General features: G+C 68.5%; 15 protein-coding genes. 7 read left to right on the top strand and 8 right to left on the bottom strand.

The genetic code is table 11. The features are described from left to right. Nucleotides 1-120 precede the first annotated feature (120 nt). On the top strand, nucleotides 121-1,134 hold the full coding sequence (locus tag ACRYA2_RS03820; protein WP_433624370.1) for an amidohydrolase family protein: 1,014 nt from the start codon (nucleotides 121-123) through the stop codon (nucleotides 1,132-1,134). A gap of 140 nt (nucleotides 1,135-1,274) precedes the next feature. After that, complete coding sequence (locus ACRYA2_RS03825; protein WP_433624730.1) at nucleotides 1,275-1,766, top strand: universal stress protein; 492 nt, start codon at nucleotides 1,275-1,277, stop codon at nucleotides 1,764-1,766. Between the two features lie 3 nt (nucleotides 1,767-1,769). Here ACRYA2_RS03825 and ACRYA2_RS03830 read toward each other — a convergent pair whose 3' ends face one another. Further along, nucleotides 1,770-2,732 (bottom strand): biotin--[acetyl-CoA-carboxylase] ligase, encoded by a 963-nt coding sequence (locus tag ACRYA2_RS03830; protein ID WP_433624372.1) that lies wholly within the window; start codon nucleotides 2,730-2,732, stop codon nucleotides 1,770-1,772. 45 nt (nucleotides 2,733-2,777) lie between these two features. Continuing rightward, nucleotides 2,778-3,113 carry a DUF7344 domain-containing protein gene (locus tag ACRYA2_RS03835; protein WP_433624374.1) on the bottom strand — a complete coding sequence of 112 codons (336 nt, stop codon included), beginning with the start codon at nucleotides 3,111-3,113 and terminating at the stop codon, nucleotides 2,778-2,780. A 172-nt stretch (nucleotides 3,114-3,285) separates the two neighbouring features. Between ACRYA2_RS03835 and ACRYA2_RS03840 the strand changes: the two genes are divergently transcribed. After that, on the top strand, nucleotides 3,286-4,002 hold the full coding sequence (locus tag ACRYA2_RS03840; RefSeq protein ID WP_433624376.1) for a class I SAM-dependent methyltransferase: 717 nt from the start codon (nucleotides 3,286-3,288) through the stop codon (nucleotides 4,000-4,002). A gap of 6 nt (nucleotides 4,003-4,008) precedes the next feature. Here the strand turns inward: ACRYA2_RS03840 and ACRYA2_RS03845 are convergent, their stop codons facing one another. After that, nucleotides 4,009-5,835, bottom strand: a complete 1,827-nt coding sequence (locus ACRYA2_RS03845) for an acetyl-CoA carboxylase biotin carboxylase subunit (RefSeq protein WP_433624378.1) — start codon at nucleotides 5,833-5,835, stop codon at nucleotides 4,009-4,011. Nucleotides 5,836-6,258: 423 nt separating this feature from the next. Here ACRYA2_RS03845 and ACRYA2_RS03850 point away from each other — a divergent pair, with 423 nt between their 5' ends. Together ACRYA2_RS03850 and ACRYA2_RS03855 are read left to right on the top strand one after the other, a co-directional pair. Then, complete coding sequence (locus ACRYA2_RS03850) at nucleotides 6,259-6,543, top strand: class I SAM-dependent methyltransferase (RefSeq protein WP_433624380.1); 285 nt, start codon at nucleotides 6,259-6,261, stop codon at nucleotides 6,541-6,543. Next, the gene (locus ACRYA2_RS03855; RefSeq protein WP_433624382.1) at nucleotides 6,540-7,079 is read left to right on the top strand and encodes a class I SAM-dependent methyltransferase; all 540 of its coding nucleotides are present in this window, start codon (nucleotides 6,540-6,542) and stop codon (nucleotides 7,077-7,079) included. Before ACRYA2_RS03850 ends, ACRYA2_RS03855 begins: the two co-directional genes overlap by 4 nt. Nucleotides 7,080-7,113: 34 nt before the next feature. On the opposite strand, the gene ACRYA2_RS03860 is transcribed toward ACRYA2_RS03855, so the two are convergent. From ACRYA2_RS03860 to ACRYA2_RS03880, 5 genes are all read right to left on the bottom strand, one after another. Next, the gene (locus ACRYA2_RS03860; protein ID WP_433624384.1) at nucleotides 7,114-7,815 is read right to left on the bottom strand and encodes a glycerophosphodiester phosphodiesterase; all 702 of its coding nucleotides are present in this window, start codon (nucleotides 7,813-7,815) and stop codon (nucleotides 7,114-7,116) included. 40 nt (nucleotides 7,816-7,855) lie between these two features. Further along, complete coding sequence (locus ACRYA2_RS03865; RefSeq protein WP_433624386.1) at nucleotides 7,856-8,551, bottom strand: NTP transferase domain-containing protein; 696 nt, start codon at nucleotides 8,549-8,551, stop codon at nucleotides 7,856-7,858. Further along, nucleotides 8,539-9,531, bottom strand: coding sequence for a CDP-glycerol glycerophosphotransferase family protein (locus ACRYA2_RS03870; RefSeq protein WP_433624388.1), 993 nt, complete (start codon nucleotides 9,529-9,531; stop codon nucleotides 8,539-8,541). Before ACRYA2_RS03870 ends, ACRYA2_RS03865 begins: the two co-directional genes overlap by 13 nt. A gap of 179 nt (nucleotides 9,532-9,710) precedes the next feature. Beyond that, nucleotides 9,711-9,980, bottom strand: coding sequence for a DUF8022 family protein (locus tag ACRYA2_RS03875; RefSeq protein ID WP_433624390.1), 270 nt, complete (start codon nucleotides 9,978-9,980; stop codon nucleotides 9,711-9,713). Beyond that, nucleotides 9,961-11,505 carry an acyl-CoA carboxylase subunit beta gene (locus ACRYA2_RS03880; protein ID WP_433624732.1) on the bottom strand — a complete coding sequence of 515 codons (1,545 nt, stop codon included), beginning with the start codon at nucleotides 11,503-11,505 and terminating at the stop codon, nucleotides 9,961-9,963. The genes ACRYA2_RS03875 and ACRYA2_RS03880 overlap by 20 nt, the downstream gene beginning before the upstream one ends. A gap of 223 nt (nucleotides 11,506-11,728) precedes the next feature. Between ACRYA2_RS03880 and ACRYA2_RS03885 the strand changes: the two genes are divergently transcribed. Further along, entirely contained in the window at nucleotides 11,729-12,910 is a 1,182-nt protein-coding gene (locus ACRYA2_RS03885; protein ID WP_433624392.1) for a redox-regulated ATPase YchF, read from the top strand. A gap of 118 nt (nucleotides 12,911-13,028) precedes the next feature. Next, nucleotides 13,029-13,577, top strand: a complete 549-nt coding sequence (locus ACRYA2_RS03890) for a hypothetical protein (RefSeq protein WP_433624394.1) — start codon at nucleotides 13,029-13,031, stop codon at nucleotides 13,575-13,577. Nucleotides 13,578-13,589 lie beyond the last annotated feature (12 nt).

A 13,589-nucleotide genomic window follows, 5' to 3' on the forward strand; every position in this document is an offset into this window, starting at 1 on the left:
GGACGCGAGGCGTCGGTGCGGTCGTCCTCGCGTGCGTCGCCGGTCGGGGGGAGACGCGAGCCCCGTCCCCAGAACGCGTCAATGGTGAATTTCAAGTCCCGGTGCTGACAACCTCCACGCATGCTTCTGGAGGGTACGATACTGCGCGGCCCGCGGTTCGACCCGGTCGAGGGTCGCGTCGTCGTCGAGGACGGGGAGATAGCGGCCATCGAGGAGGCGACGGTCGATTCCGACGACGTCGTCCTCCCGGCGTTCGTCAACGCGCACACGCACGTCGGCGACTCCATCGCCAAGGAGGCCGGGGAGGGACTCTCGCTGGAGGAACTGGTCGCGCCGCCGGACGGCCTGAAACACCGGCTGCTCCGGTCGACCCTGCGCGAGGAGAAGATAGCGGCGATGCGGCGGTCGGCGCAGTTCATGCAATCGACCGGTACCGCGTCGTTCCTCGAGTTCCGCGAGGGGGGCGTCGAGGGCGTCTACGCGCTACGGGAGGCCGTCGACGGTCTCGACGTCGACCCGGTCATCCTCGGGCGGGAGACCGTGGACGCGATGGAGGCGGCCGAGGGATTCGGCGCGAGCGGTGCGAACGACGGCGACTTCTCGCGCGAACGCTCGGCGACCGAACGCGCCGGGAAGCTCTTCGGCATCCACGCCGGCGAAGCGGACGCGAGCGACGTCAACCCGGCGCTGGACCTCTCGCCGGACTTCCTCGTCCACGTCGTCCACCCGGAGCCGCTCCACCTGGACCGCATCGAGGACAGCGAGATTCCGGTGGTCGTCTGTCCGCGCTCGAACCTCGTCACCGACGTCGGACTGCCGCCCGTGCGGGACCTGCTCGACAGGACGACGGTCGCGCTGGGCACCGACAACGTGATGTTGAACAGCCCGTCGATGTTCCGCGAGATGGAGTTCACGGCGAAGCTCACGGACGCCTCGGCCCGCGAGGTGCTTCGCATGGCGACGCTGAACGGTGCGCGCGTCGCCGGTCTCGACCGCGGCGTCGTCGAGGAGGGCCGGGACGCGAAACTGCTCGTTCTCGACGGCGATTCGGACAACCTCGCGGGCTACCGGAACGTGGTCCGGGCGGTCGTCCGCCGGGCGGGGGCCGACGACGTGAAAGACGTCGTCCTCTGAGCCGGAGGTCTCCGTCGGTCCCCCGAACTCCCGCTCTTCTCTGCTCGCCCCGTTCGTCCCGTCTCACCGACGGTGGACTTCGACTGCCCGTTCGGGAAAGGGTTAAGCGGCCCCGTCCCGTGACATGCGATAACGTGTCTATGTACGACCGTATCCTCGTGCCGACGGACGGTTCCGCGGAGACGCGACGCGTCGTCGAACACGCCGCCGAACTGGCCGAGGTACACGACGCGGAACTGCGCGGACTGTACGTCGTCAACACGGCGACGTTCGCGGGACTCCCGATGGAGACCTCGTGGGAGGACGTCAACGAGGTGTTGCGCGAGGAGGGCGAGTCGGCGCTCGCGGACGTCGAGGAGTTCGCCGAACCGTACGACGTGCCCGTCAGCACTGACGTCGTCGAGGGACCGCCGAACAAGGAGATAGTCCGTCACGCCGAACGCGAGGCCTGCGACCTCGTCGTGATGGGGACGCACGGCCGGGGCGGCATCGACCGACTCCTGCTCGGCAGCGTCGCGGAACGCGTCGTCCGCTCGTGCTCCGTTCCCGTGATGACCGTCCGAGTCGGCGACGAGGACGAGGAAGAACCGCCGACCGCCGACAGCGTCGGCGAGATGAAGGGGAGTTCGTAGGGCCTACGCGGGCCGCAGGTGTTCGCAGTCGCCCGCGTGGACGCGGACCCGACCCTCGTCGGTCTCGACCACCAGTGCGCCCGGGACTGCCACGTCCACGGCGTTGCCTTCGACCGTTCCGGCGGGGGTCTCGACGCGGACGCGCTGCCCGAGCGTCGCCGCGTACTCGCGCCACGCCGGCAGTACCGCGTCTGGGTCGGCACGCAACTTGTCGAACGTCTCCAGCAGTCGCTGGACGAAGACGCGTCGCTCGACCGGCCCCGACTCCTCCTGGACGCTCGTCGCCTCCGCCGGCAGGCGTTCGCCGGGGAGGTTCGCGTTCACGCCGACGCCGACGACCGCCCACGAGACGCGGTCCGCCTCGCCCTCCATCTCGGTGAGGATACCGGCCAGTTTCCGGCCGCCGCGCGCCGACGAGTCGCCGTCACCGTCGCCGCCGTCCGCCGGCACGACGACGTCGTTCGGCCACTTTATCTCCGCGGGAACGCCGGCCTCTCGGGCGGCGCGGGTCACGGCGACCGCCGCGGCGAGCGTCAACAGCGGCGCGTGGGACGGCGGGACGTCAGGCCGCACGAGGAGGCTCAGCCAGACGCCGCCGCTCGGACCGGCCCACTCGCGGTCGAGTCGTCCGCGGCCACCGGTCTGCTCGTCGGCCAGCACGACCACGTCGGACTCGCTCGTCGCGGCGAGTTCGCGCGCACGGTCGTTCGTGCTCGCGATGGCGTCGTGGTACTCGACGTCGAAGGGGGCTTCCAGTCCGTACTGGACCGTGGGACCGCCGAACTCCGGAACGGCGATGAGTTCGTAGCCGGCGTCGCTGCTGTGGATCTCGAAGCCGGCGTCGCGGAGCGCCTCGACGTGTTTCCAGACGGCGTTCCGGGAAACGTCGAAGCGGTCGGCGAGGTCCGGGCCGGCGACCGGTCCCTCGGCCAGGGCGTCGAGGACGGCGCGGCGCGTCTCGTTCATGGAAACCCCTTCGCACACGCTCACCAAGAATGGTCCGCTCCTCGATTACGTTCGCCCTTCGTGCCGGCGGGCCGCTTCGAGCGAGCGTCGCACGAGCGGCAACTCTCCGTCGAGTGAGACGGTGTCGGCGTCGCGGTCGAACGCGACGATTCCCGCGTCGGTGAGACGAGGAAGGTCCACGTGAACGAGTTCGGTCCGGACCCGCAGGGGGTCGGTCCCCCGGGAGTCGTCCACGAGTTCGTCCGCGAGTTCTCCGACCGTCGCTCGCCGCTCCTCGAAGAGATGTGCGAGCAGCACTCGACGTCGTCGTGCGGCGAGCGCGTCCATGGCGTCGTCGACCGATACCCCACTTGCGTCGTTGTGGACAGTGCAGCGTGTCATGGTTACGTGGTCGCACGAACGAAACCCGCCAGCGTGAACGCCTCCTTCGCGGGTTCACGTGCGACGAACGGTGGGCAATTGGCAACGGGAGAGATTGCCCGTTGTGCCAAACCAGTTGGGCCGTCCGGGGTGAAAGATAGAAGCGCCTGGCCTGCGAGCGTCGACGTGAACGATGTCCGATACCGTACGAACGGCGATAGCGGACCTTCCCGTCGAGGACGCCGTCTGCCTGGAGGCCGGCGCGGGCGCGGGCAACGCTTCCGTCGCGCTCGCCGACGCCGGGGCCGAACGCGTCTACGCCGTGACCGACGACGCCGACCACGCCGACCGCACTCGCGAGCGCGTCGACCCCGGTCGCGTCTCGGTCCTGACCGCCGACCTCGCCGCGACGCCGCTTCCCGACGACAGCGTGGACGTCGTCACCGCGCACGCGCTCGTCAACGTCGTCTCCCCCGAGACGCTGGGACCGATTTTCGCCGAACTCGCCCGGGTCGCCAGGCCGGGCGCGTGGCTGGTCGTCGACGACTACGACCCCGTTCCCGAGACGCTGGTGGCCGCGCCCGTCGCCGACCTCTTCGACGTCGAGAACGCCGCTAGCCGACTCGCGACCGGCGACCCGGCGCTGACATTCTACCCCGAATCCCTGGTCCGGCGGCTCTGTGCCGGCTACGGCTGGCGGCCGACCCGGACGGAGACGCTGCTCGACCCCGTACCCTGGACGCCGGACCTGCTGTCCGCCCACGTGGACCTCGTTCGCGAGCACGCCGCGGAACTCCCGGCCGACCTCGGGGACGCCCTCGTCGCGCGAGCCGAAGCCGCCGAGGAGCGGGCGGGAGACGGCGTCGACACGGGACGGATGTACAGCGTCGCCTTTCGCCGAGAAGAGTAGTGTCCGTCAGTCGACGAGGACGAGCGTGTCGCCCATGTCGACGCTGTCGCCCTCGCCGATGGCGACCTGCGTGACGGTGCCGCCGCGGGAGGCGACTACGTCGTTCTCCATCTTCATCGCCTCCAGCACGCAGACCACGTCGCCGGACGAAATCTCGTCGCCCTCCTCGACCTTCACGTCGAGGATGGTGCCCTGCATCTCGGCGGTGATCTGCTCACCCTCGCCCTCGACGACGGACTCGCCGCCGTCGTCGCTACCGCCCGCGGGCTGCGGTTTCTGGCCGCCGCCGGAGCCGGACCCGCCGGCTGGGATGGCCGCCGCGCCGCGCTGTTCGAGGTTCACCTCGAAGCGCTTGCCGTTGACCTCGACGGTGAACTCCTGTTCGACGACCTCCTCGTCGTCGCCGGTGGATTCGGTCTCCGTCCCCCACTTCTCCTGGGCGTCGACGAGACGTTCGTTGTCGAGGTGGTGGTCGAGGTACTTCGTCGTGTGCTTGCCCGCGACGAACCGCTCGTCGTCGAGCATCAGCCGGTGGAACGGGATGATGGTCGGGATGCCCTCGACGTCGTACTCGGCGAGCGCGCGCCGCGAGCGGGCGATACACTCCTCGCGGTCCGACGCGTGGACGATGAGCTTCGCCACCATCGAGTCGTAGTCGGTCACGAGGTCGTCGCCCTGCCGGAGCGCATCGTCGACGCGGACGCCGATGCCGCCCGGCGGGTCGTAGGTCGTCAGCTCCCCGCCGGTCGCGGGCGAGAAGTCGTCGGCGGCGTTCTCCGCGTTGATGCGGAACTCTATCGCGTGGCCCTCCAGGTCGACGTCGTCCTGGTCGAAGTCGAACGCCTCGCCGGCGGCGACCCGAATCTGCCACTTCACGATGTCGATGTCCGTGAGCTCCTCCGTGACCGTGTGTTCGACCTGGATGCGCGTGTTCACTTCGAGGAAGTAGAAGTTCGCGTCCGGGCCGAGCAGTTCGCCGTCCTCGCGGTCCTCCTCCTCGACGAGGAACTCGAAGGTCCCGGCGTTGCGGTAGCCCGCGGCGTCGGCACCGCGCCGGGCCGCCTCGGCGATTCGCTCGCGAAGTTCGTCGGAGAGCGCGGGCGACGGCCCCTCCTCGACGACCTTCTGGTGCCGGCGCTGCAGCGAGCAGTCGCGCTCGCCGAGGTGGCGGACGTTGCCGTGGTGGTCGGCGACGACCTGCACCTCGATGTGACGCGGGTTCTCCAGGTAACGTTCGAGGTAGACGTTGGCGTTGTCGAAGTACGCCTCGCCCTCGCGTTTCGCGGACTCGAGCTGGTCTTCGGCTTCCTCGGGTTCGCGGACGATCTTCATGCCGCGACCGCCGCCGCCGCCCTCGGCCTTGATGGCGATGGGGTAGCCGTGCTCGTCGCCGAACTCGCGGATCTTGTCGGGCTCCTCGACGGGGTCGGTCGTCCCCGGGACGATGGGCACGTCGGCGTCCCGCATCGTCTTCCTGGCCTTCGTCTTCTCGCCGAGTTGTTCCATCGAGTCGGCGGACGGGCCGATCCACGTCATCTCACTGTCCTCGACGTTCGCGGCGAACTCCGCGTTCTCCGCGAGGAAGCCGTAGCCGGGGTGGATGGCGTCGGCGTCCGCCTTCCGTCCCGCCTCGAGGATGGCCTCCTGGTCGAGATAGGAGTCCGCGGCGCGCGCTGGTCCGACGTTGTACGCCTCGTCTGCGTACCGGACGTGGCCGGCGTTGCGGTCGGCTTCGCTGTACACCGCGACGGTGTCGATGCCGAGCTCTCGGCACGCTCGCATCACGCGCACCGCGATCTCCCCGCGATTGGCGACGAGAACCTTATCGAACATTCTTGCGGGTGAGTATTCGGGTGGGTAACCTCATTCTGTCGGTTCTCGATTGCGTCAACCGCTCGTTGAACCGCCGTTGACGGCACGATACGCGGCGGAGAAGCGACCGGGCGTCGTCGGCAGTTCGGCCGCCCCGGCCGCCAGCGCACGAGCGAAATCGTTATTGCCCCGTGGTCTGACACTTCTGTCGTGCAGCGTACCGCTCCACCCCGCGCTCGGTTCCCGAATCCGGGACCAGCGACTGCTTTCGTCGGGTGGAGCCTCGATTCTGCCGGTGGAACGGCGTCGAGGTGAAACCCGGCGATTCGAACCGCTCGCGCGCCAGCAGACCGTCTCCACCACGACAACGATGCAGTCACACACGCGATACGAACGACGCACCGGCAGCGAAACGACTCGTGAGACCCTCGCGGGGGCGCAACGATGACGGACATGGACCTCCGTCGCTACTACGACGAGTTCGGGGAGAGCGAGTGGGAGCGTCTCGACCGCGACCCCGTCACTCGCATGGAGTTCGAGAACACGACCGACTACCTCGACCAATACCTGCCCGACTCGGGTCGCGTCCTCGACGCCGGCGGCGCTGCGGGCCGGTACTCGCTCTGGCTCGCCGAGCGCGGCCACGACGTGACGCTCGTCGACTTCTCGGCCGAACAGGTGCGCTCGCACGCGAGAAGGCCACGGAGCGCGGCCTCGCCGATCGCGTGACGGCGGAGCGGGGCGACGTGCGCGACCTCGAATTCGAGGACGAACGCTTCGACGCGGTCTGCTGTCTCGGCGGCCCCATCTCGCACGTCGTCGACGACGACGAGCGCGCGACGGCCGTGGCCGAACTCCGGCGGATCGCCCGCTCCGGTCGCCCCGTCTTCGTCTCCGTCATCGGCCGACTCGCCGCGCTCCGGGACGTGGTCAAGTTCGCCCTCGACGACTCGCACGGCCTGCTCGCGCCCGTCGCCGCCGACGGCAAGTACACCGAAGAACGGGTCGCGGAACTGGGCGACGGCGAGGGCTGGGCGGAGTGCCATCTCTTCCGCGCCGAGGAGTTCGAGCGTGAACTGGCGGCGGCGGGCCTGGAGGTCGAGCGCCTCGTCGGCCTGGAGAACGTCGCCTCGCGGATGAACGAAGAGCTGTCGGCGGCCGACGAGGAGGCCGTCGAGGACGTCCGCGAGGTCGTCAGGACGCTCCGGGAGGACCGCACCGCCGTCGACTGGTCCGAACACATGCTGGCCGTCTGCCGGGCGTAGTCCCGGTCTTCGCGTCGTGGACCGGCCCCCGGACTCAGTCCGCGGCCATCGCCTCGACCTCCGCGCGCTCGCCCGTCAGCGTCCAGCTGTCGGCTGTCGCGCCGTCCACGTTCGCCCCCTGGAGCGCCTCGACGGTCGCGGCGTCGTCGACGCCCCAGGCGACGACGTCCATCCCCGCTTCGTGGGCGCGCTCGACCACGTCGGTCTCCAGACACAGCGTCGAATGCGGGTGGAGGTAGTCGCAGTCGAGCGCAAGAGCGGTGTCGAGACCGGTGTCGACGCCGACGGCCTGCCCGAACAGGTAGCCCAGCGGGGCGCAGGGGTCGTGGTCGCGGACCTCGGTCAGCACCTCCGGTCGGAAGGAGGTGAACCGCGCGTCGACGCGAGCGTCGGCGACGGTCGCCACCGCATCCGCGGCGACGCCTGCCTGCTTCAGTTCGACCTGCGCGCCGACGTCCGGCGGAATCGCGGCCAGCGCTTCCGAGAGGAGCGGAATCCGTTCGCCGGAGTCGAGCACCTCGAGTTCCCGGAGGCGAGTCCAGTCCATCCCGGCGACGGAGCCGCGTCCGTCGGTCACCCGGCCCACCGTCTCGTCGTGGAAGACGACGAGTTCGCCGGACCGGCACTGCCGCACGTCCAGTTCCACGGCCGGTAGACGTCGAGAAGAGCGTTCGACCGCGCGAATCGTGTTCTCGGGATACTCCTCGGCACACCCACGATGGGCGATAAGCTCCATTCGTTGCCGGTGGAACCGGACGCTTACCGTATAAGCCTTACTAAGACTTTCCGGCGTCCTGCTCGACCTGACGGACCAGGGGAAGCCGCTCTCGTGCGGCGTCGAGGTCGGACGGACGGTTGATCTCGATGTGGGCGTCCGGCTGGACGAACACGCGCTTGGTCGGGGTCTCGGGGTAGAGGTGGGGGTACCAGCCAGTGCGGTTGCCGGCGAGCACGTCCGTCGCCGCGTCGTGATGGCGGCGACTGACGATGCCGATTCCGGCGTGGCGGTGACCGCGAATCTCGCCGTAGTCGACGACGTTGCCCGCGTCGTCGCCCCGGATGGCAGTGTGTTCCTCCTGTACGCCCGGGAGACACCCAACGACGTTGTACTCGCCGTCGAGTTCCTCGTAGCGTCGAACCAGTCGGTCGAGCACCGACGGCGCGACGAGCACGTCGCCGTTCAGCACGAGCACGTCGTCGTCGACGCGTTCGAGCGCGCGACGGAGCGACTCGGCGTTGTCGTACTCGTCCCACCGGTCGAGCACCAGCGCGTCCGCCGACGAGAGGCGGTCGCGGACGGTCGTGGCCTCGTAGCCGAGGACGACCGTGATGCCGTCGACGCGGTCGGCGAGCGTCTCGCGCTGGCGGTCATACAGCGTCCGCCCCGAGACCTCGAGGAACGCCTTCGGCGCGTCGTCGGTCACCTCGTTCATCCGACTGCCTCGACCCGCCGCCAGTATCACTCCGTGCATGCCGTCACCTCCCGTGCGGCGCGCTCGCCGGCAGAGCCGTCCATCGGGATGCCGAGGTCCGACCGGACGGCGGCCTCGCGCTCGGCCACCCGGTCGGAGTAGCCGCGCTCGTAGAGGTCGTCGACGGACCCGAGGTCGAGGTCGTCGACGGCCGTCACGTGCCCTATCCCGGGTACCTCGCCGTCCTCGGACGCGAGGTCGGTGAACTGGACGAGCGGCCGTCCGGTGTGGAGCCACTCGGTCACGATACCCGAGTAGTCCGAGAGCAGCAGGTCCGACGCCAGCACGCTCTCGCGGGGCGTCTCGGCCTCGTCGAAGACCACGTTCGGCAGGTCCGCGATGCGCTCCCGACACTCGGCGGTCAGCGACCTCCCGGGGTCCTCCCTGCGGTCCATCGGGTGGGGCCGGAACAGGAGTTCGTACTCCGTGTCGGCGAACAGGTCGAGGACCGCCTCGGCGGTGTCGAGGTACGACCCGCCGCCGTAGTTGTGGTTGGTCGGCGCGTACAGCACGCGCCGCTCGCGGGGCGGGTCGGCCGTCACGAGGTCGTCGGCCTCGGGGATGCCGACCACCGACACGTCGACGTCCGCCGGATACGCCTCTTCGTACCGTCGCGCCCACCGCTCCCCGGGCGCGAGCGCGACGTCCACCGCGTCGCCGGTCGTCGAAGTGGTTATCTCGATCTCCCCCCGTCCGATGGACGCGCCGTGTCGGACGTGGACCAGCGGATACTCCTCGTGGAACGTCGCGTCCTTGATGCGGAACCGGTGGTTGTACACTACCACGTCCGGGTCGACCTCGCGGACGTGGCGGTCGACGTCGGATACGTCGTCGACCTCGACCTCGGGAATCCGTTCGCAACAGCCGACGGCTTCGGACCTGACCGCGACGTAGGCCGATTCGGCGTCGACGTGTCGGTCTATCGCCTCGAACGTCTTCCGCATGAATTCGCGCTCGATGACGTACAGTACTTTAGTCATGAAGAACACCCCCACGCGCTCCCAGAGCGAAACGAAATCTACCGGTGGTCGTCCGGATATCGACTGGCGAGTCGCACGACCGTCTCCCGAGAGCGAGTAGTTGTTCCCTAGTAGTACGTTCTCGTATTTAGAGATGATTGCCAGACTGTAGACAGAACCGCAGGCCGGAGACGATGCGGTTAGAAGCGACTCGAGCGTCCGGCCGCGCTCCAGGGGTCGGTCGGCGCGTCGGTGGGGACGCGCACGTCGCGGTTCTGCAGGCGCGCGACCTTCCCCGCGAACCCCCAGCGCTTGCCCTCCCAGTCGGTCTCCGTCTCCTCGCTGGCCGCGGCGGCCGCGGCCCGCGCGCGGAGGTGCGCGCTCACGGCGGCGGCGATGGCCGCCGCCTCCGCCTCGGTGGCGTCGTCGAGAATCGACAGGTCGACGTCCTCAGAGCGGGATGTTGCCATGCTTCTTCTCCGGCTGGGACTCGCGTTTCGTTTCGAGCATCTCCAGGTCCTTCACGAGCCGTGGGCGGGTGTCCTGCGGTTCGATGACGTCGTCGACGAAGCCGCGGTCCGCCGCGGTGTAGGGGTTCGCGAACTGGTCGCGGTACTCGTCGATGAGTTCGTCCCGGCGCTCGTCGGGGTCCTCGGCCGCGTCGAGTTCGTCGCTGTAGAGGACGTTCACCGCTCCCTTCGGCCCCATCACGGCGATTTCCGCGGTCGGCCACGCGTAGTTCACGTCCGCGCCGATGTGCTTGGAGGCCATCACGTCGTACGCGCCGCCGTACGCTTTCCGCGTGATGACGGTCAGTAGCGGGACCGTCGCCTCGGAGAACGCGTACAGCAGCTTCGCGCCGTGGCGGATGATGCCGCCGTGCTCCTGGTCCGTGCCGGGCATGAATCCGGGCACGTCGACGAAGGTGACGATGGGGATGTTGAACGAGTCACAGAACCGGACGAACCGCGAGCCCTTCTCCGACGCTTCGATGTCGAGCGTGCCGGCGTTCACCCGGGGCTGGTTGGCGACGACGCCCACCGAGCGACCGTCGAGCCGACCGAATCCGACGACGAGGTTCTTGGCGTACCCCTCCTGGACCTCGAAGAAGGAGTCCTCGTCGACGACGCCCTCGACGACCCGCGTCATGTCGTAGGGTTTCTTCGGTTGGTCGGGCACGACCGACTTCAGTTCCTCGTCGCGGCGTTCGGGGTCGTCCCAGGGCTCTACCCTCGGCGGGTCCTCGACGTTGTTCTGCGGCAGATAGGAGAGCAGGCGTCGGATGTCGTCGAGCGCCTCCTTCTCGCCGTCCTCGGCGAAGTGCGCGACGCCGCTCTCGGAGTTGTGGGTCGTCGCGCCGCCGAGTTCCTCGAAGGTGACCTCCTCGCCCGTGACGGTCTCGATGACGTCCGGGCCGGTGATGAACATGTGGCTCGTGTCCTTCACCATGAAGATGAAGTCCGTGATGGCCGGCGAGTAGACCGCGCCGCCAGCACACGGCCCCATGATGGCCGAAATCTGGGGGATGACGCCGCTGGCCTGCTGGTTGCGGTGGAAGATGTCGGCGTAGCCCGCGAGCGAGGCGACGCCCTCCTGGATGCGCGCCCCGGCGGAGTCGTTCAGGCCGACGACCGGCGCGCCGACCTCCATCGCCTTGTCCATCACCTTGCAGACCTTCTCGGCGAACACCTCGCCGAGCGACCCGCCGAAGACGGTGAAGTCGTGGGCGAACACGAACACGGTCCGGCCGTTGACCTCGCCGTATCCCGTGACGACGCCGTCGCCGTACACCTGCTTTTCCTCCATGCCGAAGTTGTGGCTCCGGTGGGTCCGGAGCTGGTCGAACTCGTTGAAGGTGCCGTCGTCGAGGAAGTAGTCGATGCGCTCGCGCGCCGTCATCTTCCCCTTCTCGTGTTGCTTCTCGATGCGGTCCTCGCCGCCCCCTTTCTCGGCTTCCGCACGCTTCTCTCGCAGGTCGTCGATGCTGTCGTCCATCGTCATGGTCTGGTGTCCCTCCGATGGGTTCTCATTGGGCGTTTGCAGTACGAGTGGCGGGAAAAGGTTTCCTAAACCGTCACTCCGGGCGGTACGGCGGAGATTCGGCGTTCTCGCCGGCCGTTCGCTCGTTCCCGGACTCTCGTCCGCGTCCGGCACCGCCACCGCGACTCGGACCCGGAGAACCGAAAGGCAGTTCCCCGCAACGACGGTACCACCACGCATGATTTCCATCGCGCTGGCGGGCAAGCCCAACGCGGGCAAATCCACCTTCTACAAGGCGGCGACGATGGCCGACGTGGACGTGGCGAACTACCCGTTCACCACCATCGACGCCAATCGCGGGGTGAGTTCGGTGCGCACGGACTGTCCCTGCCTCGAACGCGACGAGCGCTGCGGCAACGAGGCCTGCCACGACGGCAAGCGATACGTTCCCGTCGAGTTGCTCGACGTGGCCGGCCTCGTCCCGGGCGCACACGAGGGCCGCGGTCTGGGCAACCAGTTCCTCGACGAACTGACGAACGCGGACGCCATCCTCAACGTCGTCGACGCCTCCGGCGGGACGAACGAGGAGGGCGAACCGGTCGAGGTCGGGAGCCACGACCCCGTCGAGGAGGTCGACTTCATCGAGGAGGAGATGAACATGTGGCTCGCGGGCATAATCGAACGCAACTGGGAGACCGTCGAGCGCCAGAGCCGGTCGCCGGGGTTCGACATCGACGACGCGCTGGCGGAGATGCTGACGGGGTTCGGCGCGACGGAGGCCGACGTGGCGGCTAGCCTCCGCGAACTGGAGTACCCCGACAATCCCCGCGACTGGACCGACGAACACCGCGAGGCGCTCGCGCGCGACGTGCGCGCACGGACGAAACCGATAATCCTCGTGGCGAACAAGGCCGACGTCGCTCCGGAGGAGAACGTCGAGCGCCTCCGGGAGACGGGCAAGCCGGTCGTCCCGGCGACTTCGGAGGGAGAACTCGCCCTCCGGCAGGCGGTCGAGGCGGGCGTGGTCGACTACGACCCCGGCGACGACGACTTCGAGATCGTCGGCGACGTGAGCGACGAACAGGAGCAGGGACTCGAACGGATCCGGGCGGTCATGCAGGAGTGGGGCGGTACGGGCGTCCAGCAGTCGCTAAACGAGGCCGTCTACGACCTCCTCGACCAGATTACGGCGTACCCCGTCCAGAACGAGTCGAAGTGGACCGACGGCCAGGGCAACGTCCTCCCGGACGCCAACCTGCTATCCCGGGGGTCGACGCCGAGAGACCTCGCGTACGCCGTCCACAGCGACATCGGCGACGGCTACCTCCACGCGGTCAACGCGAAGACGGACCGCGAGATAAGCGACTCCTACGAACTCGAAGAGGGCGACGTGATCAAGATAGTCAGCACGGCCAAGTGACGCGGCGCCGGCCGCCGCGTACCCCTGCCGTACGTATCCCGCTACTGTTCGGTACCGCCGCGCACCTCTCGGGAACCTTACAGGATGTTTTTGCGATTCGGCGTCGCAGTAGAGTGCCATGACATCCGTCGACACCGACCTCGTCGATGACCTGGCCCACCACGACGAGTATCTCTCCCTCAGAGGCCTCGTCCGATACCTCGAACGTCACCACCCCGTCGAGGGGCCAGGCGTCGCCCGCGACCTGGTCGAAGCCTACGCCGAGGAACTCGACTACGACCTGGACCGCGTGCGGACATCGTTCGAAGACCGCCTGACCGGCTCGCAGACGTGGCAACCGGGCGACCGAATCTACGAGGTCGACGACGGCGACGTCAGCATCTACCCGGCCTCGTGGCACGAGCGACTCGCCGACACCACGGACCTCTCGGAGTTCGTGGAGGTAATGCTGGAGAGCGTGAAATCGCCGGCGGGAGTGACGGTCCAGCGAGAGCAACTCGGCGTCTCCCAGAACGCGCTGAAGACGGCCGTCGAAATCATCGCCGAGATGGACCGGGACGACGTCACGCAACTCCTGCGTGACCAGCGCGTCGAGGGAACCGTCGTGCTGTACGCGTTCCAGAACCCCGAGGAAGTCGTCCGACTGCCGGAAGAGTCCACCCGGTGACCCGCGGGTCGT

It is taken from the genome of Halomicrococcus pelagicus, assembly GCF_050954125.1.

Excerpts from the sequence above, each read along its gene's own strand:
- ACRYA2_RS03820 (WP_433624370.1), top strand. The coding sequence starts at position 121 with ATGCTTCTGGAGGGTACGATACTGCGCGGCCCGCGGTTCGACCCGGTC.
- ACRYA2_RS03825 (WP_433624730.1), top strand. The coding sequence starts at position 1,275 with ATGTACGACCGTATCCTCGTGCCGACGGACGGTTCCGCGGAGACGCGA.
- ACRYA2_RS03830 (WP_433624372.1), bottom strand. The coding sequence starts at position 2,732 with ATGAACGAGACGCGCCGCGCCGTCCTCGACGCCCTGGCCGAGGGACCG.
- ACRYA2_RS03835 (WP_433624374.1), bottom strand. The coding sequence starts at position 3,113 with ATGACACGCTGCACTGTCCACAACGACGCAAGTGGGGTATCGGTCGAC.
- ACRYA2_RS03840 (WP_433624376.1), top strand. The coding sequence starts at position 3,286 with ATGTCCGATACCGTACGAACGGCGATAGCGGACCTTCCCGTCGAGGAC.
- ACRYA2_RS03845 (WP_433624378.1), bottom strand. The coding sequence starts at position 5,835 with ATGTTCGATAAGGTTCTCGTCGCCAATCGCGGGGAGATCGCGGTGCGC.
- ACRYA2_RS03850 (WP_433624380.1), top strand. The coding sequence starts at position 6,259 with ATGACGGACATGGACCTCCGTCGCTACTACGACGAGTTCGGGGAGAGC.
- ACRYA2_RS03860 (WP_433624384.1), bottom strand. The coding sequence starts at position 7,815 with ATGGAGCTTATCGCCCATCGTGGGTGTGCCGAGGAGTATCCCGAGAAC.
- ACRYA2_RS03865 (WP_433624386.1), bottom strand. The coding sequence starts at position 8,551 with ATGCACGGAGTGATACTGGCGGCGGGTCGAGGCAGTCGGATGAACGAG.
- ACRYA2_RS03870 (WP_433624388.1), bottom strand. The coding sequence starts at position 9,531 with ATGACTAAAGTACTGTACGTCATCGAGCGCGAATTCATGCGGAAGACG.
- ACRYA2_RS03875 (WP_433624390.1), bottom strand. The coding sequence starts at position 9,980 with ATGGCAACATCCCGCTCTGAGGACGTCGACCTGTCGATTCTCGACGAC.
- ACRYA2_RS03880 (WP_433624732.1), bottom strand. The coding sequence starts at position 11,505 with ATGGACGACAGCATCGACGACCTGCGAGAGAAGCGTGCGGAAGCCGAG.
- ACRYA2_RS03885 (WP_433624392.1), top strand. The coding sequence starts at position 11,729 with ATGATTTCCATCGCGCTGGCGGGCAAGCCCAACGCGGGCAAATCCACC.
- ACRYA2_RS03890 (WP_433624394.1), top strand. The coding sequence starts at position 13,029 with ATGACATCCGTCGACACCGACCTCGTCGATGACCTGGCCCACCACGAC.